Source organism: Halococcus agarilyticus, assembly GCF_000334895.1.
GTDB lineage: Archaea > Halobacteriota > Halobacteria > Halobacteriales > Halococcaceae > Halococcus > Halococcus agarilyticus.
Map to the genome: position 1 here is coordinate 32,899 of NZ_BAFM01000001.1, position 24,480 is coordinate 57,378.

The following is a 24,480-nucleotide window of genomic DNA, read 5'->3' on the forward strand; positions in this document are numbered from 1 at the left end:
TTTGAAGGCTGCTGGGAGCTTCGGATTGCTCGGTAGTGCAGTGGAACCCGGAGCTGCCCGTCCTCAATCGGGCGGAGAACCGAACGAACTGCTCATCGGGGTTGCTCCTTCGACGAACGCCGTCCGAACGGCCGAACGCGCACTCCCGGCCGAGGCCCGAGTCGTCGGCCGAAACAGCACGTTGGGCTACGTGCGAGCCGAACTTCCCGAGCAGACATCTACGGCCGCGAAGGCCCGAGTCGCCGAGAGCGTCGCCAACCGGCCTGGCATCGAGTACGCGGAGCCGAACGCGATCTACGAGACCCTGCTGGTTCCGAACGATCCTCGCTTCGACGACCAGTACGCCCCCGAGATGGTGAACGCACCGAACGCGTGGGACACCACCCTTGGCGACGGTGACGTCACGATCGCAGTTGTGGATGAAGGTATCAAGTACGATCATCCAGATCTCGAGGGGAACATGGCAAGCGACGTCGGTCGGGACTTCGTCGATGACGACGACGATCCCTATCCTGACGATCTCAGCACCGAAGACCACGGTACACACGTCGCGGGCATTGCGGCCGCCGGGACCGACAACAGCGTGGGTGTCGCCGGCATCAGCAACGCGTCGCTGCTCAGCGTTCGTGCGCTCGACGAATCCGGTACGGGATACACCTCCGCTATCGCCGACGGCATCCAGTGGGCCGCGGACAACGGTGCGGACATCATCAATCTCTCGATCGGCGGCGGTGGATACACCGGGACGCTACAAAAGGCCGTCAGCTACGCGTACGGAAATGGCGTGTTGCTCGTCGCCGCTGCAGGCAACGATTACGGCGGTTCAGTCACCTATCCTGCGGCTTACAGCGAGTGCATGGCGATCTCGGCGCTCGACCCCGATGGCACCCTTGCCTCGTATTCGAATACAGGTCCCGAAATCGAACTCGCTGCGCCAGGAACCAACCTTCTCTCGACATGGGTCGATGATGGTTACAGCAGTTCGCTTTCAGGGACTTCGATGGCAACACCGGTCGTTTCGGGCGTTGCGGCTCTAGTGCTGTCGCAGCAAAGCTTCTCGAACGAGAAAGCGCGCACTCAGCTGAAGAACACGGCTGTCGATGTCGGGTTGACGAGCGAGAAACAAGGAGCCGGTCGGATCAACGCAGCGGCGGCTGTCAATGAGCCACTCCCGAGAGAACTGACGATCGCGGAGAACGACGGCGCGTGGACCACTTACGGCTTCTCGGTGAGCGGGAGCATCAGCCCGCGGAACAACATCGGCGGGGCGGACGAGATCAGCGCCGATGGGCAGCGTGCGACCGGCGGGGTGATCGACGGCTCCGATGGGTACACCATCACCGGCGAGATCACGAGCCTCAGCTTGAGTGGCGACGTCTCCCTGTACATGGATGGCGCGGAAGTGAGCGTCGAGCAGTACCTGCCCGACGTACTGACGATCGAGGGAAGCGGGTCGTGGAGCACTTACGAGTTTACCGCAACCGGTGGTGTCGCTCCGCGGAAGTACATCGGCGATGCCGACGAAATCGATGTCGACGCGGGTCGCGTTTCCGGTGGTGTCGGCAGCGGTTCCGACAGCTATCACATCGCGGGCGAGCTCACCGACGTCAGCGTCGAGGGGACTGCCGACGTCTATCGAAACGGCGAGCGACTCGACGTTGGTGGAGGTGGAGCCGAGGAGCACTCGCTCACGATCGCGGAGAACGACGGCGCGTGGACCGCCTACGGGTTCTCGGTGAGCGGGAGCATCAGCCCGCGGAACAACATCGGCGGGGCGGACGAGATCAGCGCCAGCGGGACGCGCGCGACCGGCGGGGTGATCGACGGCTCCGATGGGTACACCATCACCGGCGAGATCACGAGCCTCAGCCTGAGCGGCGACGCCACGGTGTACCTCGACGGCGAAGCTCTGAATGTGGAGGAGTACCTGCCGGATGTCCTCACCGTCGAGGGAAGCGGGTCGTGGAGCACCTACGAGTTTACCGCAACCGGTGGTGTCGCTCCGCGGAAGTACATCGGCGATGCCGACGAAATCGATGTCGACGCGGGTCGCGTTTCCGGTGGTGTCGGCAGCGGTTCCGACAGCTATCACATCGCGGGCGAACTCACCGACGTCAGTGTGGACAGCGGTGCGACCGTCTATCGGAACGGTGAAGAGACAAACAAGAGCGACTCTCCAACCATTGGCGTCTACAGCGGCCTCAGCGACGCGGATTTTAGTGCCGTTGGTCGAATGGAGGAGTGGCAAAACGCTCCTTACCCTGTTCAGAACCTGTTCGTTCCGTGGAACCCGGACGAGGGTCACATGAACTGGCTGTTCGATCGAATCCTCCCCCGGATTTGGAACGCAGGTCGGGTGCCGCTGATTACATGGGAACCGTACACGCCAGATACACGAACTTCGTCGGTCGACACCGCAGCCCTCGTCGAGCGCAACGAGTACGACGCGTACATCGAAAGCCTCGCGGACACCACTCCGGACGATATCGAGGTCCGGATCGGCGATGGAGAGTACGATCAGTACATCGATCGATGGGCCGGCCGACTACAGGAGTTCCTCACGGCTTCCACCGACCGGCGTGCGTACGTCCGGCTCGCCCACGAGATGAACGGCGACTGGTATCCGTGGTCGCCGACGGTGGGGAGCTCCTCGGCAGAGAGCTACGGCCGGATGTGGCGACACGTCCACGATCGGTTCGAGCGGCAGGGACTGACCGGGGACGCCGTCGACTGGATGTGGTGTGTGAACGCCGAGGATGTCGGCTCTCACTCCGCAGAGCAGCTGTATCCCGGCGATTCGTACGTCGACTGGCTCGGTCTCGATGGCTACAACTGGGGCCAGAGCCAGAGCTGGTCTGGATGGGAGTCGCCGGACAGCGTCTACGGCGGGATGCTCGACAGACTCCGCGACCTCGCCGACAAGCCGGTCTGCGTCGCGGAGTTCGCCAGCAGTTCGATGACGAAGTCGGGACACGACCCACAGCGAAAGGACGAGTGGATACGGAACGCCCTCACTTACTTCGACGACCGCGGGATCGACATGTGGTGTTGGTTCAACGAGGACAAGGAAACCGACTGGGCAGTCTTCGACGGCGCACGCGGGACCGAAACGGTGACACACGACGGCGAACAGGTCGACGCCTACCGTGCCTATCGAACGACGATCGATTCGTCCGCGACCGCCACCACGGACACGATGGCGTCGAAACCGGCGGCCGGCGACCCGGTCGCCGGCGACGACTGACCCACTCGGAACGCAGAGCCCGTCACACTCTCCGTCCCAACCTCTCTGACGACGCTCGACATATCGATGACCGATGAGCGAAAGGAGCCGTCTCCAGTCACCGATCTGCGTTCTCGTGGAGCGTTTTTAGTCGAGCCGTCGTCCGTGCGACCGTGTCGCTCCAGTCGTAGTCGGCAGTCACCAGTTCCCGTCCGCGTTCGCCGAGTTTCGTCCGGTGCTCCGGGGCCGACGCGAGATCGTCGAGCGCCGCTGCGAAGCCAGCGACGTCACCGACGGGAACAGTGCGCCCCACCCCTTCGACGATCGACCGCAGCTGGGGGAGGTCGCTCGTCACGACCGGAACGCCCGTCGAGAGGGCTTCGAGCACCGTCCGCGGCAACCCCTCGGCACGGCTCGGCAGAACGAACAGGTCCGCAGCACGGTACAGCTGTGGCATCTCCTCGTAGGGAATCGCCCCGAGAAACTCGACGGCCGAACCGAGATCGTTGTCGGCAGCGTGCCGTTCGAGATCCGCCCCGAGCGGACCGTCTCCGGCGAACACCAACCGTGCGTCCGGGTGGGATGCACGAACCCGTTCGATCGCCGCCAGCGCGTCGTTCGGCCGTTTCCCGCCAACCAGCCGGCCCACGAACAGGATCGTCGGATCGCCCGTCTCGATCAGATCGCTCGCCGGTCCGTCGGGGCGAAAACGGTCGGTATCGATCCCGTTCGGCACGATCTCGATGTCGGTTTCGACGCCGAACTCCCGCAGTCGTCGTCCGTCGGCAGCGGTGTAACAGAACACGACGTCGGCGCTGTCGAACGTGCCACGACCGAGCGTCCGGAGATACCACCGAAACAGCCACTCGGGGGCCGACTGCGAGTAGAGTCCGTGGTTCGTGATCGCGAGTGGGGTGGCGTCGAACCCGCGTTTCAGCGCCGCGAGATTGGTCGAGAAGTAGAGGTGTGAGTGGGCGTGAATCACGTCGTAATCGGCCGCCCCGCGGAGGAAGCGTGCGACACCGGCCGAGAGGTCGTTGCCGAGCAGTTCGGCGGTCACCGAACGGCGGAGCACGGTGTAGCCGTCGCGTTCCTCGTGCCGTGGTCGATCGTCATCGTCGGTGACGGTCAGCACCGTCACGTCGTGACCCATCGCGGCCTGGTCGCGGCTGAGGGCGTGCGCGTGGTAGGCTCCACCCCCCATCGTTTCCGGATAGAGTTTCTGGGTCACCCGCAGAATGCGCATCTGCCGTAGGGCGGTACCCGGGAGGACAAAAGCCGTTTGATCCGCCGGTGCCGACGAACGAGCCACGCTACCGTCATGTCTTCCGGAGTACGGAATCGCGGTTCGATCGGCTCGACATATCCGATCACCGACCAGCAATCCAGCAATCGGTACGCTTTAGCCGACGGTCGTCTCCCCTTCGAGGGAATGATACTCGTCACCGGCGGTGCGGGGTTCATCGGCGGGCATCTCGCCGAACAGTTCGTCCGCGACGGTCACGACGTGGTCGTGCTCGATGACCTCGATCCGTACTACGACGTCGACATCAAGCGCCGAAACATCGAGTGCGCCCGCGAGGCCGCCCACGGCGGTTCGGGGAGCTACGAACTGGTTGAGGGGGACGTTCGTGATGCCGACCTCGTCGCCGACCTGGTGGACGAGGCGGCGTACGTCTACCATCAGGCCGCCCAGGCCGGCGTGCGAACCAGCGTCGAGAACCCCCGACGGGTCGACGACATCAACGTCGAGGGGACGCTGAACGTCCTCGATGCGGCGCGTGCCTCCCCCGTCGAGCGGATCGTCTTCGCGAGTTCGTCGTCGGTCTACGGCAAACCACGCGATCTCCCCTACGACGAGGACCACCCCACGACCCCGATCAGTCCCTACGGCGTCTCGAAGCTCGCCGCCGAGAACTACGTCCGGGTGTACGGTGACCTCTACGACCTCTCGACCGTGGCGCTCCGTTACTTCACCGTTTACGGTCCACGGATGCGCCCGAACATGGCGATCAGCAACTTCGTCTCCCGGTGTGCGAACGGCGAACCACCCGTCGTCTACGGCGACGGCTCCCAGACGCGGGATTTCACCTACATCGACGACGTCGTCCGCGCGAACGCGAAACTGCTCGATACCGACGCCGCCGACGGCGAGGTTCTGAACATCGGCAGCACCGACACCGTTTCGATCGCGACGCTCGCCGAGGTGATCCGGGACGAGATTGCACCCGACCTCTCCATCGAGCACGGCGAGCGTCAGGCCGGCGACGCCGAACACACTCACGCCGACGTGACGAAGGCGGGCGACGTGCTCGGCTACGAACCCACCGAAGACATCCGGAGCGGTGTTCGGCAGTTCATCGCGTGGTATCGGGCGAATCGAGAGTGGTACGAACCGCTCGTCCGATCCTCCTGAATCACCCAGTTGACACTCGTCCCACTCGGCAATTACCACGGCTTCGGTTCCTCGAGAGCGACCACAAACTGGTTTGATCGGTCGAAGGCATCCACTTCAATCTCGGAAAACCCATGCGCCGGTCGTGTGGCCGTATCATGGGGACCGACAGATGTATGTCGTCCTGTGTCGTAGATTGTCAGAGATCGGACGTGAGTGGGATCACCACCTGGCGTTTCGACACGCCCGAGGGGGCCGTCCTCGCCGGCGACAGCGACGCGGTGACGTACGCGTGGACCGCCGCGCTGCTGACCGGCCTCCTCGCCGTCGTGGTCCCGGCGGTCGGCCTCGCGAGCGACCTCCCGACGCCCGCGCTCGTCGTGGCCGCCGGCGTGCTCTACGTCGCGACCGTTCTCGCGGCCGGCGTGGCCTTCGAGGGGTTCGCGGCGTCGGTGTTCGTCCTCGGGCTGTTCGACATCGCGGTGGTGCTGGTCGATGGCCCGGGGATCGCGACCCTCGATCTCGTGGCGGTCGACGTGGTCGCGATCCCGCTCTTTTTCGTGCTCGTCTACGACTGGCTCGCCGACCGAGGGCCGCTCCGGCCGACCGCCCGCGTGATCGCGGTGGTCGCGTTCGCCGGCTTCGTCGGCTGGACGTTTCTCGCCGCGCTCTTCGGCAGCGGTCCTTCGGGGCTGGCCGCCGGACTGTACGCGATCGAACAGCTCCGGTACTTCGTGGTGTTCGCGGTGGCGGCCCTCGTGGTGCGCCGGACGAACGCGTGGTGTGCGATCTACCCGTTCGTGATCGCCACTGCCGGACACCTCGTGATCTCGCTCGCCCAGATCACGAACAGTGGTCGGCTCGGCTTCCCGTTTCTCGGCGAGCCGCCCGATCGATTCTTCCAGCCGACGTTCACGCTCGGCGCGACCGAGATCGCCACCGGCTTCTACGCCGGTGGGTTCGTCGGCCACGGCCGGGAGCTGGCGATGGTCCTGTTCCTGTTCATCCCCCTCGTGCTCGCGATCGCGTTGCGTCACTCGTGGGGACACGTCGGGCTCGCCAGCGTCGGGATCGCCGCCTCGATGCTCTCGATCCGAGTTGCCAACACCGATGCCGGCTGGGCGACGCTGCTGCTGCTCAGTGCGGTGTTCGGCACATACTTACTGGGTGTAGGGCTCGTTCGGGCGAAACGAAAGTACTCGACGCTCGCGCTGGTGCCGGCGTCCACCGCCGTCGTCGCGTTCGCGCTCGTTCTCCTCCAGGGGTTCCGGGCCCTGGTCCGGTCCGACAGCGTCAACGGCGGCACACTGGTCGTGGGGCGGGGCGCGATCGGGGTACGGATCGAACAGTACGTGGTGGCAGTGCGGATCGCGCTCGCAAACCCGCTCTTCGGTCTCGGGGGGAAGAACCTGTATCTCGTCTCGCGAAGCTACGGCTTAGGCCCTGATATCGGCGTTCACAACACCTACCTCTCGAACCTCGCCGCGACCGGGTTCGTCGGGTTCGGGCTGTACCTCCTCGCCGCCCTGGCGGTGCTCTGGATCGCGGTCCGGCTCGCGTTCGACACGAGCGGCGACGAACGCGCCCTCTGGGTGGCGGTGATCTGTGCAATGTTCGCCTACCACGCTTACTCGTCGTGGATGATGTCATATCACTGGACCGTCGGCAACACCGCGTTCTGGCTGCTCGCGGGTGTCGCAGTCGGCGGCGCGGCGGCGCGCTGGCGCGATACGGTGACGTCGATCAGCGGTCGCATCGTTTAGGAGCCACGGCGTCGTGGTCCGGGTGTGCGTGAGGCCCATCTCGTCGGCGCGGCCAGTCGCCGTTCGGATCCTTTCCCGACGAAACCTACCACTCGCTGTTCGCCAACTCCGCCGACCGAAGTGAAGTGTTTCTCATTGACCCGATGCGGACTAAGCAAGAGCGCACAGCAAAATCGGCGTTTGAGTCCTCACTATATATCGGACCGTAGCTAGTCAGTTCACTCGCCTCTTGGATCGATCAGGACAGGCAGCGATCGGCGCAGTTGATCACCTCGGTCTCATGTCTGACGGCCACGGCTCTCTCCGTGGTCTCGAACCAGAGTGTTTCTCTGGGAACCTCCTCTACAACCCAGAGTGTTCTCAAATAGTGGACGATACGGCTTGAACCGTACCTGTATATTGTCTGTGCACGATAGTTACTGTGAGAGTGAGAGCTCGATGTCGTTCGCGTGAGTGAGCACGAGGCCGGGGAGGTCTTCCTCCAGTCGCTTGCCGGAGAAGCGTTCGCCGGGGCCGGCGACCGCGAGTGCGCCGACGACCTCGTCCTGACATCGGATCGGCGCGGCGACCGAGCGCACCCCCTCGAAGGCCTCGTCACGATCGAACGCGAGCCCTCGGTCGCTGATGACACCCAGCTCGTCGCGGAGGTCGGCCGCGCTGGTCGTGGTTCGTCGCGTGAGCGCCGCGAGCCCGTGGGTCTCGATGTACTCCTCGATGACCGTCGAGGGAGCGGCCGCGAGAACGGCCTTGCCGGGTGCGGTGGCGTGGAGCGGCACGCGGCTCCCGAGGCGAATCGGCAGCTCCCTCCCGCTGGAGGCGGTCACGGCGTAGACGGCGTGGCCGAACTCCGGAACGACCAAAGCTGCCATCTCGCCGGTCTGATCGGCGAGCGCGTCGACCTCGGGGGGCCCCGATCCGACAGAGATCCATCCCGTCGCGCACCCCCATCCCCACGTCGAGAAATCGGAGTCCGAGTCGGTATCGACCCCCGTCGTTGACGGCGAAACCGACCCGCTCCAGCGTCACCAGGTGGTTGTGCACGGCGCTCTTCGAGAGGTCGAGCCGCTCGGCCAGTTCGGTGACGCCCGCCTCCCGTACCTCCAGCAACGCCTCGATGACTCGGACGGACGTCCGCGTCGCACGAACCGGGTAGTCGGTCATGTCGCGTCGTTTGGCCGCCACGTGATTAACGGTGTCCACTATTGCCGAACGAACTCCGGCCGATCCGCCGACTCCGGAGACGGGACGCCGTGACCGGAAACCGCGTCCCCGACCTGCTTCGGGCGTATCACGACCGTTTTCGCCCACACCGGAACTCCAGGGCGTTCTCAAATAACGAACGGACGGAACATCAACCAACGCATTCTAAATTGAGAAACCGGCCGAGACGTCCTGAAATAGGCGACATCAGCACCTCCATGAAAATATTTAAGTATCACCTTTCCCTCGTTACCGACGGTTGATCATGATACTGTGTAGCGGGGTTCGTCGGTAGAATGCGCATCGTCGATTACGAACTGTACTCGGTACCGCCGCGATGGCTGTTCCTCCGGCTGGAGACCAGCGACGGGCTCGTCGGTTGGGGCGAACCCGTCGTCGAGGGGCGGTCGCGGACCGTCCGGACGGCCGTTCAGGAACTGCTCGACGGCTACCTCCTCGGGGAGGACCCGCTGCGCATCGAGGACCACTGGCAGACGATGTACCGTGGCGGGTTCTACCGCGGCGGTCCGGTCCTGATGTCCGCCATCGCCGGAATCGATCAGGCGCTCTGGGACATCAAGGGCAAACACTTCGGCGCGCCCGTCTACGAGCTGCTCGGCGGACGGGCCCGCGATCGAGTCCGCGTCTATCAGTGGATCGGCGGCGACCGACCCGAAGGCGTCGCCCAGGCCGCCACCAAGAAGGTCGAGGAGGGGTTCTCCGCGCTGAAGATGAACGCCACCTCGGAGCTCCAGCACGTCGACTCCCCCGCCGCGGTCGCGGCCGCCGTCGAACGGATCGCCCGCGTCCGCGAGGCCGTCGGGCCGGAGGTCGATATCGGCGTCGACTTCCACGGGCGCGCATCGAAGTCGATGGCCAAGCGCCTCGTGAGCGCGCTGGAGCCACACGAACCGATGTTCGTCGAGGAGCCGGTGCTGCCCGAGCACAACGACGCGCTGGCGCAGGTCGCGTCGCGGACGAGCGTGCCGATCGCGACCGGCGAGCGGCTGTTCTCGCGGTGGGACTTCAAGGAGCTGTTCGAGCAGGGCGTCGTGGACATCGTCCAGCCCGACCTCTCACACGCCGGCGGGATCACCGAGGTGAAGAAGATCGCGGCGATGGCGGCAGCCTACGACGTCTCGATGGCTCCGCACTGTCCGCTGGGGCCGATCGCACTCGCGTCGTGCCTCCAGGTCGACGCCTGTTCGCCGAACGCCCTCATCCAAGAACAGAGCCTCGACATCCACTACAACGAGACGAGGGACGTTCTCCACTACCTCGAGAACCGCTCGGAGTTCGCGTTCGACGACGGCTACGTCGAGCTGCCGACGGAGCCGGGGCTGGGGATCGACATCGACGAGGAGCGCGTTCGCGACAACGCCGGTGAGGTCGACTGGCACAACCCGGTCTGGCGTCACGAGGACGGCAGCGTCGCGGAGTGGTGATCGATGTACCGTACGGTTCCACCGGGCGAGGACGACTCCGGGGGCGGCGAACACTGGCCGCCACCCCCGGCGGCACGCACGGGCGGAGTATCGAGCGACGAACACGGCGGCCCCGAAACTGACCAATGACACGACCCAACGCGACCGACGACCGCAACGAACACGACGACATCACGCGACGACGGCTGCTGCTCGCGGGAGCCGTGGCCGGGCTCGGCACGACGGCCGGCTGCCTCGGCGGCGGCAGCGGCGACGGGACGAACGGAAGCGGCGGAGCCGGCAACGCGAGCGGGGGCGGTGGGAACGCCAGCGCGGGCGGCGGCAGCGGCGACAACGGGACGGGCGGCGGAACCGGCAACGCGAGCGGCAACGGAACCGCGGCGGCCGAAGCGACGATGCTGGACGCAGCCAGCTGGGGCGAAGGGATCGAGCAGGAGATCGTCACGGGGATCCTGAACGACTACGACAACTCGACGGACGGTATCGGTGTCAGATACCAGAACATCCCGAACGAGGAGTACTCCCAGACCCTCCAGACGCAGTTCGCCGGCGGCGAGGAGCCGGACGTGTTCTACCTCATCGCCGACGAGGCCCCACAGTTCATGCGCAACGGCGCGCTCCTGGGGCTCGACGAGTACGTCCAGAACGACGAGGACTACAACTTCGACGGCATCCTCGACAACCTGCTCGCCCCCTTCACCTACGAGGACACGGTCTACGGCATTCCCAAGGACTTCACGCCGGTCGGACTGATGTGCAACACGAACCACCTCGAATCGGTGGACGCGTCGATGCCGAAGACGTGGAACGAGTGGCAATCGGCCATGGAGAGCCTCAAGAGCTCGGCGGACGTCGAGTACCCGATGGCCGTCGGGAGTCAGCCGCGAAACACGCTCGTACAGCTCATCTGGCAGAACGGCGGCCGCGTTCTCAACGACGACATGACCGAGTCGCTCATCGGCTCCCCGGAGGCCATCGAGGCGATGGAGTTCCTCAACGGGCTCGTCGAGGACGATCTCGCCGGCATCTACGGCAGCGATCTCGAGGCGACCTGGGCGGGGCCGGCACTGGGCGAGGAGACGATCAGCACGACGATGTCCGGTGCGTGGGTCGTCTCCACGCTGGAACAGGAGTACAGCGAGGTCTACAAGGCGACCGAGGTCGGGATGCCGGTTCCGGAGGGCGGCGAGACGGCGACCGTCGTGTTCACGACGGCGTGGGCCGCGTCCGCGAACTCGAACGAGCCCGAAGCCGCCGCCGAACTCGTGAAATCCCTCACCAACGAGGAGGGGATGTGGGACTGGGTCAGCACCGGCACTTCGCTGCCCTCGCGGCAGTCGCTGCTGGACCGCGACTTCTACGACGACCGGCCGTTGCTGTCCGGGCTTGGCGATCTCGCCGAATCCGGTCAGGCGCTGGTGTTCGGACCGCAGACCACGGCCATCCTCGACACGATCATGACGGAAGCCGAGGCGGTGCTGACCGGCAACAAGAGCCCCGAGGACGCCATGAAAGCAGCCGAACGGCAGATCAACAGCGAGCTATAGGATGGGACGGACGACGCTCGACGGAGTGACCAAGCGGTTCGCGGGCGAGCACGACGAGGTGGTCGCGGTCGACGATCTGTCGCTCGAGATCCGGGACGGGGAGTTCCTCGTTCTCGTCGGTCCCTCCGGCTGTGGGAAGTCGACCACCCTCCGCACCATCGCCGGGCTGGAGACGGTCACCGAGGGTGAGATCAGGATCGGCGAACGCGAGGTCACCGGCGTCAAACCGAAAGACCGTGACATCGCGATGGTGTTCCAGAACTACGCGCTGTATCCACAGAAGACCGTTCGTGGCAACATGCGTTTCGGGCTCGCGATGACGACCGACCTCGACGACAGCGAGATCGAGCGACGCGTCGAGGAGGCCGCCGACCTGCTCGACATCACGGAGCTGCTGGACCGGCGGCCACGGGCGCTCTCGGGCGGCCAACAGCAGCGGGTCGCGCTCGGCCGGGCGATCGTCCGCGATCCGGCCGTCTTCCTGATGGACGAACCGCTCTCGAATCTCGACGCGAAACTCCGCACCCAGATGCGGACGGAGCTCCAGGAGCTCCACGACGAACTCGGGGCGACGACGGTCTACGTCACCCACGACCAGACCGAGGCGATGACGATGGGCGACCGGATCGCCGTGCTCGACGGGGGACGACTCCAGCAGGTCGGCACGCCGCTCGAACTCTACTACGAGCCGGCGAATCGGTTCGTCGCCACGTTCATCGGCTCCCCGTCGATGAACACCATCGAGGGCACGTTCGACGACGAGGCGCTCGTCTTCCCCGGCTTCACCTACCCGCTGACCGACGACCAGCGCGAGGCGCTGGCGGCGGGGCTCACCGGCGAAGCGGTCACGCTGGGGATCCGCCCGGAGGACATCCGCCTCGACGCCGAGAGTGGACCGCGGAGCGCCGAGTTCACCGCTAGCATCGTCGAGCCGATGGGCAACGAGAACGTCCTCCACCTCGATCACGAGATGGGCGAACTCGTCGCGACCGTCGGCGGCGGCCAGCTCGTCAGGGAGGGCGATACCGTTCGTGCAACGCTCCCCGCCGACCACGTTCACGCCTTCGACGGCGAAACCGGCGAGGCGCTGTTCAATCGGACCCGAACCGAGGAGACCGCCACCGGCGTGATCGGGACGGCCGGCGGGAGCGACGGAACCGGTGACCGGTCGTCGGGAGTCGGGAGCGTCGGGGGTGGCTCGTCGTGAGCACGCTCGACGACTCGATCAGTTCCTCGATCGGGCGTGCCGCGTCGGCAGTTCGGAACGCGGTGGGGCGCGTCACCGACCGTCCGACCGAGGAGAACAACTTCGCCGGGCTCCTGTTCGTTCTCCCGAACGTGATCGTGTTCACGCTGTTCTTGCTGGGACCGATCGTCTACGCGCTCGTCCTCTCCTTTCAGGAGTGGAACCTGTTTCTCGGCACCGGCGAACTCACCTGGGTGACGCTGTTCGGCGTCAGGCTCCCGCTCGGGAACTACGCCGATATCCTCCAGCCGTGGCCGTGGGAGAACAACTGGGGGGCGCTCAGAAGTCCGTCGTTCAACCTGTGGTGGTTCGCGGTCCGGAACACGGCGCTGTACACGATCGTCGTGGTGCCGACCCAGATCGTCGGGGGCTTTCTGGTCGCGCTCGCCCTCGACAGCCGCATTCGTGGCAAGAAGGTCTTCCGCACCGCCTTCTTCGTTCCCGTCATGCTGTCGGCGGCCGCCAGCGGCGTGATCTGGCGGTGGGTGCTCTCGAAGAACGGCGTCGTCAACGAGTTCCTCCGGCCGCTCGGGCTGGCCCACGACTGGGCGAACAGCCCCGAAACCGCGCTCGGCGCGCTGATGCTCATCGGGCTGTGGGGCGGGATCGGGTTCAACATGATCCTCTATCTCGCCGGGCTCCAGAACATCCCCGACGAGCTGTACGAGGCCGCCCGGATCGACGGCGCGAGCGGTCTCCAACGGATCCGTCACGTCACGTGGCCGAACCTCCGCAACACCCACTTCTTCGTCACGGTGCTCGCGATCATCGGCACCTTCCAGGTGTTCGGGATCGCGCTGGCGTTCGCGGAGGGCGGCCCGGCCCGCGCGACGACCACGGTCGTCGTGCTCATCTACGAGACGGCGTTCGATCAGAGCAGCTTCGGCCGCGCGACGGCGATGGCCTTCCTGCTGTTCGCCGTCGTCTTCGTGTTCAGCTACTACCGCTATCGGATCGAACAGCAGGACGAGGTGGCATACTGATGTCGAAATCGAGCTACGACTACCCCGGCTACGAACGCTCCGGCTCCCGGTACTGGGCGAAGACCACGATCCTGTACGGCGGCATCACCTTCGGTGCGCTGCTCTGGTCGCTCCCGCTCTGGTGGATGCTCTCGACCGCGCTTTCGGGGAATCCGACCGGCGCGTCGGTGTCGTTCATCCCGGCCGAGCCAACCCTGGCGAACTTCGAGGAGCTGTTCGCGACCGAACCGGTCGGCCGCTGGTTCTTCAACTCGATCGTGTTCGCCGGCAGCGTCACGGCGTTCAACCTCGTCTTCGACAGTCTCGCGGGCTACGCGCTGGCGAAGATCGAGTTCGTCGGCCGCGAGAAGCTGTTCCTCCTGTTCGTCGCGACGATCATGGTGCCGGCGATGGTGACGCTCATCCCCGTGTACGTCCTCCTCGCGGAGCTGGGCTGGGTGAACACCTATCAGGGGCTGATCGCGCCGTTGATCGCCCAGCCGATCGGGATCTTCCTGCTGCGCCAGCACTTCATGAACCTCCCGTCGTCGCTCGGCGACGCGGCCAAGATCGACGGCTGCAACGAGTTCCAGACGTTCTACAAGGTGTACCTGCCGCTGGCGAAGCCCGCGCTGGCGACGCTCGGGATCTACACGTTCGTTACGACGTGGAAGAACTTCGAGTGGCCGCTGATCATCGCCAGCGACGAGTCGATGTACACGCTGCCGGTCGCGCTGTTCGCCGTCCGGAACCAGTACTTCACCGAGTGGGGGCTGGTGATGGCCGCCGCCGCGGTCATCGTGCTCCCGGTCATCGCCGTGTTCCTCTCGGCGCAGAAGTACTTCATCCGCGGGATGACGCTCAGCGGGATGAAGGGATGATCTCAGCGGTCCCGCCGGTAGGTGGACCGGACCGCGGCCGCCCCGTCTCCGGCGAGCTCCTCGAACGCGACGATCTCGACGACCGCGAGCACCCCGGGAAGTACCAGGACGATCGCCACCCGGACGGTCGTCGCGGCCAGCAGTACGGCACCGACGCCCGCGGCGACGAGCACCGAGAAGGAGGGGTGGTCGACGAACGTCCCTCCGGCCCGTCCGACCGCTTGCCGGACGCCGAGCGGTGGGTCCGCTCGAACCCGGAAACTCGCTGCACGCAGACACCACACCGCCGCGACGACGACCGCGTAGAGTCCGGTCAGGGTCGCCAGCAGAAACAGGGCCGATTCCTGAGCCAGACCCACGACGTAGTAGAGCACGGTCAGGCCCGCCACCGCCGACAGCAGGAGGCTGTAGGGCAGTCCCGCGACGAGATGCCGGCGGAACGCCGCCACGAACAGGCGGGCACGCCCACGCTCGGACGGCGGGGCCCCGCTGTCCCGGCGGGTGACGACGACCGTCCAGGTCTCGACCAGCGCGAGGAGGGCCGCGCCCAGCGAGACCACCGGCAGCGACGCGACCGCGAACAGGAGGCTCGTAACGACGACGGTCGGGAGTTCGGTGTAGATCACGCGACCGACCGTCGTCGCCACGGTTCCCGGTCGCACTCCGGCACTCATTCTGTCACATCCACGCGACTGCGGCAGATAAATCACCTGCTCGCGCGGGCGCAGCGACGCCCGCGAATCGCCCCGTCCGAGTACCGAATCGACGGCTACCCCGCATCAGATGATGAATTTCTATCAACCCGAGTACGACGACGCTGTTGCATCGGAGTCGACCACCCGTACCCACCGACGCCGTGGTCCACGATGAGTGCGGACGGATCCGCGGAGACTGTCACCGTCGCCGGTCCGACCCGGTCGATCGACGTGGATACCGCACGGCGGGACGCGTGGGCGTGTGAACGGCCCGATCACGGGGGGTCCGCAACGTGACCATCGAACGAACCGCCGGCGAGACGACCGTCGGGTACGATCCCGCTGCCGCTCGACTTCGCGTCGAAGGCGGTGGCACGACGCTCGCGGAGGGACCCCTCGGAGTCGACGTCGACGGGGCCACTGCCCCCGACGGCCCCGCGACCGTCGCCGAGCGCGACGGGTGCGTCCGTGCTGTTCACGACGGCGATCTCGAAACGACGGTGACGCTCGCCCCCGCGGACGGGGCGGTGGACGTGACCGTCTCGATCACCAACGACGCCGACGAGCCGGTGCGACTCCACGGCTTCCACCCGCTTGCGGACGCGACGACGCCGTTCGGTCCGACGGACCGCGTCTTCGAGCACGGCTACCAGTCGTGGACGCCGACGGCGACGCTCTCGCTCGACGAGCGGTTCCCGACCGAACCGCCGGGCAACCGTCCACAGATGTGTGATCTCGCCGCACTCGCCGACGAACGGACGAGCCACTACCTGATCGCGCTCGCGGGCGACTCGGACACCGTGACGCTCGGCTTCCTCGACCACGCCGCCTACCTGTCGCGGTTCGACCTCGACACGGCGGAAGCGACACGTCTGTCGGCAGTCTGTCCCGCGGACGGGGTCGCACTCACTCCGGGCGAAACACGATCGAGCGCACCGCTCCGGATCGACGCGACGCGCTCGCTTCCCGACGCGCTCGACGCGCTGGCGGCCACCATTGGCGAGCGGATGGACGCGCGGGCGGCCGGGTCCGCGCCGACCGGCTGGTGCTCGTGGTATCACTACTTCACCGACGTGAGCGAACCCGACATCCACGAGAACGTCGACGCTCTCCAGGAGTGGGACCTCCCGGTCGACGTCGTGCAGATAGACGACGGCTACGAGACCGCCTTCGGCGACTGGCGCACGCTCGCCCCGGGGTTCGACGACATGGCGCGACTCCGCGAGGAGATCACCGAGACGGGATACACGCCGGGGCTGTGGCTCGCGCCCTTCTACGTGCAGGCGGACTCGGAGCTCGCCAGTTCGCATCCGGAGTGGCTGGTGACCGACGACGGCGAGCCGGTCGACGCCGGCGACCGCCACGGGCCGATGTACGGGCTCGATACGACCCACCCCGACGTCGAGCGGTGGCTCGCGACGACGTTCGAGACGATCGTCGAGGAGTGGGGCTTCGAGTACCTGAAGCTCGATTTCCTCTACGCTGCGGCGCTACCGGGCGAGCGATACGGCGACAGCACGCGTGCGAGCGCGTATCGACAGGGGCTCCGGACGATACGTGAGGCCGTGGGCGAGGAGGTCTTCGTCCTCGGCTGTGGCGCGCCGACCTTCCCGAGCGTCGGGTTCGTCGACGCGATGCGGGTCGGCCCCGACACCGCGCCGTACTGGCGGCAGGCGGACGATCCGGCCAGCGAGCCCGCCCACGAGAACGCGGTCCGCAACGTCCTGAACCGACAGTTCTGCCATCGACGGCTGTGGCTCACCGATCCCGACTGCCAGCTCGTTCGGGGGACGACCGACCTGACCGAGGCCGAACGTCGATCGTTCGCGACGGTGGTCGCGCTGACCGGCGGCGCGAACGTGTTCAGCGACGCGATCGCCGAGATCGACGCGGCGGGACGACGTCTGCTGGAACGAACGTTGCCACCGGTGACGGGCGGCCGAGTGGACGGCGTGGGCAAGGACGAGTTCCCCGATCGCCTCGTCTGCGAGCGTCAGGTCGACGGGACCGCTGCGATCGCGGCGTTCAACTGGTCCGACGAGCCCCGGACGGTGAGCGTCGACCCCGCCGAGTGGATCGACGCCGGAACGACGCGCACGTGGTCGGCGTTCGCCGGTGGTGTCAGCGGGGGCGCGATCGAGCGCGAACTGCCGCCACACGGCGTCGCGCTGGCGCACTGTGCGCCGGCACACGACCGACCCCATCTGCTCGGGGCTCGACACCTCGCCAACGCCGCCGACCGAGTGAGCGGCGTCGAGTGGAACGGCGATCGGACCACCGGGACGCTCGCGGTGTCGGCCGATGCCGAGCGCCCGTTCGAGCTGCTCGCGGCGACGCCCGGGGACTGGCGACGCGCGAGCGGGCGATCGGCAGAGAGCGACGCCCCCGTCCCGGACGATCCGGCGATCTCCGGCGGGTCGGCCACGTGGCTCACCGTCGAACCGGGCCGCACGGCGTTCGCCTTCGAGCAGGGGGAGCAGGGATGAGCGACGGCCCGACCGGTGGGGCCACGGTCCCCCGAACCGGTGTCTGTTACTTCCCCGAGCACTGGCCACGGGATCGCTGGGAGACCGATGCTCGGCAGATGGCCGCGGCCGGCCTGGAGGTGGTCCGACTCGCGGAGTTCTCGTGGGGCCGTCTCGAACCCGAGCGCGACGCATTCGATTTCGAGTGGCTCGACACCGCGGTGTCGGTGCTCGGCGCGGCGGGACTCGACGTGGTTCTCTGCACACCGACGGCGACGCCACCGAAGTGGCTCGTCGACGAGCATCCCGGCATCCTCCAGGAGGAAGCCGACGGGACGACCCGGGCGTTCGGCAGCCGCCGCCACTACTGCTTCAACGCGCCTGCCTACCGCGAGGAAACCGAGCGAATCGTCGGGCGGCTGGCCGCACACTACGCCGACGATCCCCACGTCGTCGGCTGGCAGACCGACAACGAGTACGGCTGTCACGGGACCGTCAGATGTTACTGTGACGACTGTGCGGACGCGTTCCGCGGCTGGCTCCGCGAGCGCTACGGGACGATCGAACGGCTCAACGAGGCCTGGGGGACGACCTTCTGGAGTCAGCAGCACGCCGACTTTCGGGAAGTCGATCCGCCACGACATACGGTCACCGACCACCACCCGTCACGGCTGCTCGACTACGCCCGGTTCGCCAGCGCGAGCGTCGCCGAGTACAATCGCCTCCAGACGGACCTCCTCCGGGCGGCGAACGACGAGTGGTTCGTGACGCACAACTTCATGGGTCACTTCCCGTCGCTCGACGCTCACGAGGTGGGTTCGGCCCTCGATTTCGCTGCCTGGGACTCCTACCCGACGGGGTTCGTGCAGGATCGCCGACAGGGGGAGCCGACGCCGGCGGAGCTCCGGGCGGGCGACCCCGATCAGGTCGCGCTGAACCACGACCTCTACGGCAACCCGTTCTGGGTGATGGAACAGCAGCCGGGCGACGTCAACTGGCCACCGCACGGCCCCCAGCCGGCCGACGGCGCAGTCCGACTGTGGACCCACCAGGCGGTCGCTCACGGTGGGGACGCCGTGCTCTACTTCCGGTGGCGGCGGTGCCGCGAGGGCCAGGAGCAGTACCACGCCGGGCTCCGTCGGCGCGACGGCAGCGCCGACCGGGGGTACGGGGAGGCCCGTCGGGTCGGCGAGGAGCTGGCCGGGCTGGAGCTGGCGTCGCCGGAGCGATCGGTCGCCCTGCTGTTCGACTACGAGAACGGGTGGGCGCTCGACGCCCAGCCTCGGGCCCCGGAGTTCGATTACTGGTCACACGTGGGCACGTACTACGGCGCGTTGCGTGCCCGCGGTGTGGACGTCGACGTCGTCCGCCCGGACACGTCGCTGTCGAGCTACGACGCCGTCGTCGCGCCGACGCTGTACCTCACGGACGACGCACTCGCGACGCGGCTGACCTCGTACGTTCGCGACGGCGGCCATCTGCTGGCGACGATTCGCTCCGGCGTCAAGGATCGACACAGCAAGCTCCACGCGGAGCTCCCGCCGGGACCGCTGTCCGACCTCGTGGGCGCGACCGTCGAACGCCACGAGAGCCTGCCCGAAACGCTCGACACTCGCGTCACGTACCGAGGCACGGAGTACGTCTACCGCACTCTCGGCGAGTGGCTGACGGCCGACCAGGCGACCGTTCGCGGCCGCCACGCATCCGGTGTCGCCGACGGTGAGCCCGCCATCGTCGAACGGGCCGTCGGTGCGGGATCGGTGACGTACTGTGGTGTCTGGCCCCGCGAGGACCTCGCGGACGCGGTCACGACCGCGCTGCTGGAACGGGCCAGCGTCGCCCACACCGACCCGCTGCCGACCGGCGTCAGGCTGGCCGAGCGCGACGGGCACGCCTGGGTGTTGAACTTCGGCCCGAACCCGGTCCGTGTCGACGCTCCAGCGGACGCGGAGTGGACGATCGGCGGAGCGACGGTCGATCCCTTCGACGTGAGCGTCGCTACTGCGCCTGCCCCGTCGCTGCGCGTCGAACCGACAGCCACCGACGACTGAGCCGCCGGTCACGCTGTCACGAGCCCTTCGGACCCTCCGGCGCTCGTGCCGTGCCTGGGCACTCACGACGACGGGCGGACGACCCTCGGTCACGTACTGGCGCTTACAGCGTGTGTCGCGGTGGGTCGTGTGTAGGCGTGAGCCCTCGGTTTCGACAGTCCCTGCCTTCGACCGAGCAATCCTGTCCGTCGGCATCACCACCGAGACGAACCGCGTGCGCGTTCACGCGTCCGCCGCCGTCGCCAACGAGAACGGACACCGCAGCCCTCTTCCATCGAGTGTCGCTCGTCGAACCGTTCGTCGAGTCATGCCCACTGGTTCCACGATAATGTAGACAACCATCTCTTCCTTGTCTCAGATATCATCATCGAAGAAACTCGAACACATCCAAACAATAGTGTGAGAACAGTCGAATCATCGTCCATCATATCAAGGACGGAGCGCTGTTACTCGATCAAAGGGTCCCATCATTTCGGGGGATTTAGAGCGTCTATCGGTGTCTGATGAACGAGTCGGTCACGGACTATCGTCTTCCTCATTCCGTGACGAGTTCAAAGTAGATTGGACTGAGACCACGAACAACCCATTTCAGGATTCAAAAACAGTACCGGAATCTCTAATCGAGTGGCCGGCACGTTCGAACGCGATCTGCGTTACGACTCTGTCCTTCGGTACGATCGCTGGCTACACGGGTAACGACAACTCCCGAAAGATCGCGGCCGTGGCGTGGAACGCTACCACGACGCTCGTTCAGTTGCCGGTGCATCTGCGTTCGATCGATCCGGATATGCACGAGCCGTTCCACGAGTCGTCTTCCGACAGCGTAATGCAATAGCACGCACCAACCGAGGCATGGACGTCGATGCGCTCTTCGAGGGAGCCTGCGCTCGCGACTGGGAGACGATCGCCGCCGACGAAGCTTCGACCGTTCGATTCGCCGTCGTCGGACTGGGCTGGTTCACGAAGGGGCGCGCGCTGCCGGCGCTCGAAGCGAGCGCCCGCTGCGAGCCCACAGTATTGGTGAGTCGAACGGCCGAAAAAGCGGCGCGCGTCGCCGCAGATACGGACGGCGCGACACGAGGGATCTCCGCCGACGAGTTCCACACCGGCTCGGCACGCGAGGAGTACGACGCGGTGTACGTCTGTACCCCGAACGCCCTCCACCGCGAGGCCGTCGAAACCGCGGCGTCGTTCGGGAAGGACGTCCTCTGCGAGAAGCCGATGGAGCGCGACAGCGAGCGGGCACGCGACCTCGTCACCACCTGTGAGGAGGCGGGCGTCGACCTCATGATCGCCTACCGGATGCAGACCGAGCCCGCAGTTCGCCGTGCCCGAGCGCTCGTCGAGGCGGGGTACGTGGGCGAGCCGATGGAGGTCCGGGGCGACATGTCCCAGCGATTGCTCGATCGGATCGATCCCGACCCGGACCAGTGGCGACTCGATGCGGCGCTCGCCGGCGGCGGCGCGCTGTTCGACATCGGCATCTACCCGCTCAACACCGCCCGATTTCTCCTCGGGACGGACCCGGTCGCGGTCGCCGGCCGGACGGGGAGCACCCACGACGCCTTCGACGAGGTGGACGAGACGGTTTCGTTCGCGCTGCGCTTCCCGACCGGTGTGGACGCGTCCTGCTATGCCAGTCACAACGCGCGCCAGTCGAGCGCCATCACCGTCACCGGCACCGAGGGGCAGGTCCGGGTCGAGCCGGCGTTCTTCCAGGACCAGACGCGACAGCTCCACCTCTCCCGCGGCGACGGACGTGCGTCGATCGCGTTCAGCGAGGTCGACCAGATGCTGGAGGAGTTCGACTACTTCGCCGATCGGGTACGCAGCGACGCGAGCATTCGTCCCGACGGCGAGCACGGCCTCGTCGACATCCAGGCGATGGAGGCGGTGTACGAGGCCGACGAGCGTGACGAGTGGGTATCGCTGTCCTGAGCACGTCGGGCGGATCGCTCCACTCGTCGGACCGATCGCGCCCCGAAACGAGGTGAAGGGTGGTTACGCGGTGAATCCCTGATGGAAGCCGACGAGCTTCTCGCGGGAGAAGTGTTCGACGGCGTACTTGATCCCCTCCTTGCCGACGCCGCTGTCCTTGAACCCGCCGTAGGGCATGTGATCGGTGCGGAAGCCGCTGACGGTGTTGACGTTCACCCCGCCCGCGTCGATCTCGTCGGCCGCACGCTTGGCCCGGTCGATGTCCTGGGTGAACAGGCCGGCCTCGAGACCGTACTCGGTGTTGTTCGCCTCGGCGATCGCCTCGTCGAAGTCGGAAACCGTGATCACGGGCACGAGCGGGCCGAACGTCTCCGCCGCCGCGGCCGGCATCTCCGGCGTCACGTCCGACAGCACCGTGGGTTCGAAGACGCGCTCGCCGAGATCGCCCCCGTACGAGCCGCCGTACTCGACCGTGGCCCCTGCCTCGACGGTGGCCTCGAACAGGTCGACCACCGTCTCGAACTGCTCGTCGTCGACCATCGCGGCGACGTCGGTCCCGTCCTCGAACGGATCGCCCACCGAGAGCGACGCGGCCGCCTCACTGAGCGCCGCGGTGAACGCCTCCGCGATCGGCTCGTGGACGAGCACCCGCTCGACGCTGTTGCAGACCTGCCCGGCGTTCGCACAGGCTCCACCCACGACCCGTTCGGCGGCCCGTTCGAGGTCCGTGTCCTCCCAGACGATGGTCGGGTCGTTCCCCCCGAGTTCGAGCGTGAGCTCCGTTATCCCGCTGTTCTCGGCGAGGTACTTCCCGACGGCCGTCGAGCCGGTGAACGAGATCGCCTCGACCGCCTCGTGGGCGAGGATCGCGTCGCCGACCGTCGAACCGCTCCCGGTCACGAGGTTGACCAGCCCGTCGGGCGCGCCGACCTCGGCGGCGGCCGCATCGAGGCGCTCGAACAGCGCGATCGAACTGAGCGGGGTGTTGGTCGCGGGCTTGCCGACCACCGCGTTGCCGGCCGCGAGCGCCGGACCGACCTTGTGGGCCATCAGGTTGAGCGGGAAGTTGAACGGCGTGATCGCCGCGACGACCCCGAGCGGTTCGCGCTGGGTGAAACAGTGACTCCGATCGAACCCCTTCTGGGCGTCCATCGGGACGTACTCGCCGAACAGCCGCTTCGCCTCCTCGGCCGAGAGCCGAAGCACCTGCACTGCACGGTCGACCTCGCCCCGTGACTCCGACAGCGGTTTGCCCTGCTCGCTCGTCATGATCCGCGCCACGTCCTCGGCGTCGTCCTCGAGTCGCCGTGCCGTCGCCATGAGCAGTTCGTAGCGTTCGTGCGCCGAGAGCGTCGAGGCCGCTGCTGCCCGGTCGGCCGCGTCGATCGCCGCCTCGACCTGCGCGGCGTCGACCATCGGCACCGACCCCACGACCGCGCCGTCGTAGGGATGGATCACGTCCGTCCGGTCGTCGGCATCGATCCACTCCCCGTCGACGAGATCGTTCTCGTCCAGCCGGGAGGCTTTTCGCAAGCTCATATCGGGGTGGATGCTGATAGCGATAATAAATCTTGTGCTCGGTGTGAACACCGTCGGTTCTTCCCGCAGTGTCGACCACGCTGGCGGTCGAACCGCTCGATCCGGTAGCAGCTCGACCGGGGTCGGGACCACCCCAATGTATAAATCTCCGTCCACCGACTGTCGACCCATGCAACTATCGGGAGCAATCGTTCCTATGGCGACGCCCATCACCGACCGTTCCCGGGAGGTTGACGTCGAAACCCTCGGCACGTTCACCGATTCGCTCGTCGACGCCGGCGTTCACGGTCTGTTTCCGGGGAGTTCGATCGGGGAGTTCCCGAGCCTGACGCGCGACCAGAACCGGGTCGTGGTCGAGACGGTCGCCGACGCCGCCGCCGACCGGACGACCGTTCTCGCCGGCTGTTGTGACACGAACCACGAGAACGTCGTCGAGCACATCGATGCGGCCGCGGACTGCGGTGCCGACGCGGCGGTCGTGGTCACGCCGTACTACCTGCGAACGACACAGGCGGGCCTCGAACAGTTCTTCGCGCAGATCGCCGATCGCGCCGAGCTCCCGATCCTCCTCTACAACATCCCCGCGCTGACCGGGAACCGACTCGCCGTGGAGACGGTACAGCGACTCGCCGACCACCCACGGATCGTCGGTCTGAAGGACACGTCGGACGACCTCACCTACCACCACCGGATCATCGCCGAGACCCCCGCGGAGTTCCTGGTCTTCCAGGGCTCGACGCAGCTGGCGGCGGCCTCCCTCGATCTCGGGGCCGACGGCCTGATCGCCGGGCCGGGGAACTTCTTTCCGGGTGCCATGCGCCGACTGTACCAGGCACACGACGAGAACGAACGCGGGGAGGTCTCGGACCTGATGCGGGAGGTCGTCGCCCCGCTGATCGGTGCGATGGAGGACGTTCCGACCGCGACGGCGATCAAGCACCTGATCGGGTACGGCGGCCTCGACGTCGGCGACCCGCTGTCGCCGCTCCCACCGCTCACCGACACGGAGCGGAACCGCCTCGAACGCACCTTCGACGGCGTCGCCGAGCGCGTCGAAGCGCCGGTTCCGGGCCGCTGAGTCGTCGTTCGCCGACCGGCGTCGCACCGACGACCCGCCGTCGACACCGGCC

Annotated in this window: 16 protein-coding genes and 1 pseudogene; 12 read left to right on the plus strand and 5 right to left on the minus strand. The window is 66.7% G+C overall.

The window, feature by feature from the left end:
• Window positions 1-40 precede the first annotated feature (40 nt).
• Complete coding sequence (locus TX76_RS00135; protein ID WP_228842268.1) at window positions 41-3,244, plus strand: S8 family serine peptidase; 3,204 nt, start codon at window positions 41-43, stop codon at window positions 3,242-3,244.
• Window positions 3,245-3,341: 97 nt separating this feature from the next.
• On the opposite strand, the gene TX76_RS00140 is transcribed toward TX76_RS00135, so the two are convergent.
• Window positions 3,342-4,469 (minus strand): glycosyltransferase family 4 protein, encoded by a 1,128-nt coding sequence (locus TX76_RS00140; protein ID WP_049898158.1) that lies wholly within the window; start codon window positions 4,467-4,469, stop codon window positions 3,342-3,344.
• A 186-nt stretch (window positions 4,470-4,655) separates the two neighbouring features.
• On the opposite strand from TX76_RS00140, the gene TX76_RS00145 reads away from it, so the two are divergent.
• A complete protein-coding gene (locus TX76_RS00145) occupies window positions 4,656-5,639 on the plus strand; it encodes an NAD-dependent epimerase/dehydratase family protein (RefSeq protein ID WP_049898160.1) in 984 nt (327 codons plus the stop codon).
• A gap of 191 nt (window positions 5,640-5,830) precedes the next feature.
• A complete protein-coding gene (locus TX76_RS00150) occupies window positions 5,831-7,381 on the plus strand; it encodes an O-antigen ligase family protein (RefSeq protein ID WP_154018964.1) in 1,551 nt (516 codons plus the stop codon).
• A gap of 416 nt (window positions 7,382-7,797) precedes the next feature.
• On the opposite strand, the gene TX76_RS18230 is transcribed toward TX76_RS00150, so the two are convergent.
• Window positions 7,798-8,250, minus strand: a complete 453-nt coding sequence (locus TX76_RS18230) for an IclR family transcriptional regulator (RefSeq protein WP_049898163.1) — start codon at window positions 8,248-8,250, stop codon at window positions 7,798-7,800.
• Window positions 8,251-8,431: 181 nt separating this feature from the next.
• Window positions 8,432-8,542 (minus strand): annotated as a pseudogene (locus TX76_RS18235) (IclR family transcriptional regulator); the annotation flags it as partial.
• A 335-nt stretch (window positions 8,543-8,877) separates the two neighbouring features.
• Here TX76_RS18235 and dgoD point away from each other — a divergent pair.
• From dgoD to TX76_RS00180, 5 genes are all read left to right on the plus strand, one after another.
• Window positions 8,878-10,026 carry a galactonate dehydratase gene (dgoD, locus tag TX76_RS00160; RefSeq protein WP_049898164.1) on the plus strand — a complete coding sequence of 383 codons (1,149 nt, stop codon included), beginning with the start codon at window positions 8,878-8,880 and terminating at the stop codon, window positions 10,024-10,026.
• Window positions 10,027-10,151: 125 nt separating this feature from the next.
• Window positions 10,152-11,573, plus strand: coding sequence for an extracellular solute-binding protein (locus tag TX76_RS00165; protein ID WP_049898165.1), 1,422 nt, complete (start codon window positions 10,152-10,154; stop codon window positions 11,571-11,573).
• Between the two features lies 1 nt (window position 11,574).
• The gene (locus TX76_RS00170) at window positions 11,575-12,780 is read left to right on the plus strand and encodes an ABC transporter ATP-binding protein (protein WP_079890702.1); all 1,206 of its coding nucleotides are present in this window, start codon (window positions 11,575-11,577) and stop codon (window positions 12,778-12,780) included.
• Window positions 12,777-13,802 (plus strand): carbohydrate ABC transporter permease, encoded by a 1,026-nt coding sequence (locus TX76_RS00175; protein WP_049898167.1) that lies wholly within the window; start codon window positions 12,777-12,779, stop codon window positions 13,800-13,802. The genes TX76_RS00170 and TX76_RS00175 overlap by 4 nt, the downstream gene beginning before the upstream one ends.
• Window positions 13,802-14,662 carry a carbohydrate ABC transporter permease gene (locus TX76_RS00180; RefSeq protein ID WP_195155964.1) on the plus strand — a complete coding sequence of 287 codons (861 nt, stop codon included), beginning with the start codon at window positions 13,802-13,804 and terminating at the stop codon, window positions 14,660-14,662. The genes TX76_RS00175 and TX76_RS00180 overlap by 1 nt, the downstream gene beginning before the upstream one ends.
• Before the next feature lie 2 nt (window positions 14,663-14,664).
• Here the strand turns inward: TX76_RS00180 and TX76_RS00185 are convergent, their stop codons facing one another.
• Entirely contained in the window at window positions 14,665-15,336 is a 672-nt protein-coding gene (locus tag TX76_RS00185; RefSeq protein ID WP_049898168.1) for a hypothetical protein, read from the minus strand.
• A gap of 314 nt (window positions 15,337-15,650) precedes the next feature.
• Between TX76_RS00185 and TX76_RS00190 the strand changes: the two genes are divergently transcribed.
• The 3 genes from TX76_RS00190 (at window position 15,651) to gfo6 (ending at window position 21,811) form a co-directional block, all read left to right on the plus strand.
• A complete protein-coding gene (locus TX76_RS00190; RefSeq protein WP_049898170.1) occupies window positions 15,651-17,843 on the plus strand; it encodes a glycoside hydrolase family 36 protein in 2,193 nt (730 codons plus the stop codon).
• On the plus strand, window positions 17,840-19,873 hold the full coding sequence (locus TX76_RS00195) for a beta-galactosidase (protein WP_049898171.1): 2,034 nt from the start codon (window positions 17,840-17,842) through the stop codon (window positions 19,871-19,873). Before TX76_RS00190 ends, TX76_RS00195 begins: the two co-directional genes overlap by 4 nt.
• 852 nt (window positions 19,874-20,725) lie before the next feature.
• Window positions 20,726-21,811 (plus strand): D-xylose 1-dehydrogenase Gfo6, encoded by a 1,086-nt coding sequence (gene gfo6 / locus TX76_RS00200; protein ID WP_049898172.1) that lies wholly within the window; start codon window positions 20,726-20,728, stop codon window positions 21,809-21,811.
• A gap of 63 nt (window positions 21,812-21,874) precedes the next feature.
• On the opposite strand, the gene TX76_RS00205 is transcribed toward gfo6, so the two are convergent.
• Window positions 21,875-23,350 (minus strand): aldehyde dehydrogenase family protein, encoded by a 1,476-nt coding sequence (locus TX76_RS00205; RefSeq protein WP_049898173.1) that lies wholly within the window; start codon window positions 23,348-23,350, stop codon window positions 21,875-21,877.
• A gap of 169 nt (window positions 23,351-23,519) precedes the next feature.
• Between TX76_RS00205 and TX76_RS00210 the strand changes: the two genes are divergently transcribed.
• Window positions 23,520-24,428 (plus strand): dihydrodipicolinate synthase family protein, encoded by a 909-nt coding sequence (locus tag TX76_RS00210; RefSeq protein WP_267462349.1) that lies wholly within the window; start codon window positions 23,520-23,522, stop codon window positions 24,426-24,428.
• The last annotated feature ends 52 nt before the right edge of the window (window positions 24,429-24,480 follow it).

What these genes read in the sequence shown, in the direction of transcription:
- TX76_RS00170 (WP_079890702.1), top strand. Translation starts at nt 11,575, where the DNA reads ATGGGACGGACGACGCTCGACGGAGTGACCAAGCGGTTCGCGGGCGAG.
- TX76_RS18230 (WP_049898163.1), bottom strand. Translation starts at nt 8,250, where the DNA reads ATGGCAGCTTTGGTCGTTCCGGAGTTCGGCCACGCCGTCTACGCCGTG.
- TX76_RS00165 (WP_049898165.1), top strand. Translation starts at nt 10,152, where the DNA reads ATGACACGACCCAACGCGACCGACGACCGCAACGAACACGACGACATC.
- TX76_RS00145 (WP_049898160.1), top strand. Translation starts at nt 4,656, where the DNA reads ATGATACTCGTCACCGGCGGTGCGGGGTTCATCGGCGGGCATCTCGCC.
- dgoD (WP_049898164.1), top strand. Translation starts at nt 8,878, where the DNA reads ATGCGCATCGTCGATTACGAACTGTACTCGGTACCGCCGCGATGGCTG.
- TX76_RS00180 (WP_195155964.1), top strand. Translation starts at nt 13,802, where the DNA reads ATGTCGAAATCGAGCTACGACTACCCCGGCTACGAACGCTCCGGCTCC.
- gfo6 (WP_049898172.1), top strand. Translation starts at nt 20,726, where the DNA reads ATGGACGTCGATGCGCTCTTCGAGGGAGCCTGCGCTCGCGACTGGGAG.
- TX76_RS00210 (WP_267462349.1), top strand. Translation starts at nt 23,520, where the DNA reads ATGCAACTATCGGGAGCAATCGTTCCTATGGCGACGCCCATCACCGAC.
- TX76_RS00140 (WP_049898158.1), bottom strand. Translation starts at nt 4,469, where the DNA reads ATGCGCATTCTGCGGGTGACCCAGAAACTCTATCCGGAAACGATGGGG.
- TX76_RS00205 (WP_049898173.1), bottom strand. Translation starts at nt 23,350, where the DNA reads ATGAGCTTGCGAAAAGCCTCCCGGCTGGACGAGAACGATCTCGTCGAC.
- TX76_RS00185 (WP_049898168.1), bottom strand. Translation starts at nt 15,336, where the DNA reads ATGAGTGCCGGAGTGCGACCGGGAACCGTGGCGACGACGGTCGGTCGC.
- TX76_RS00195 (WP_049898171.1), top strand. Translation starts at nt 17,840, where the DNA reads ATGAGCGACGGCCCGACCGGTGGGGCCACGGTCCCCCGAACCGGTGTC.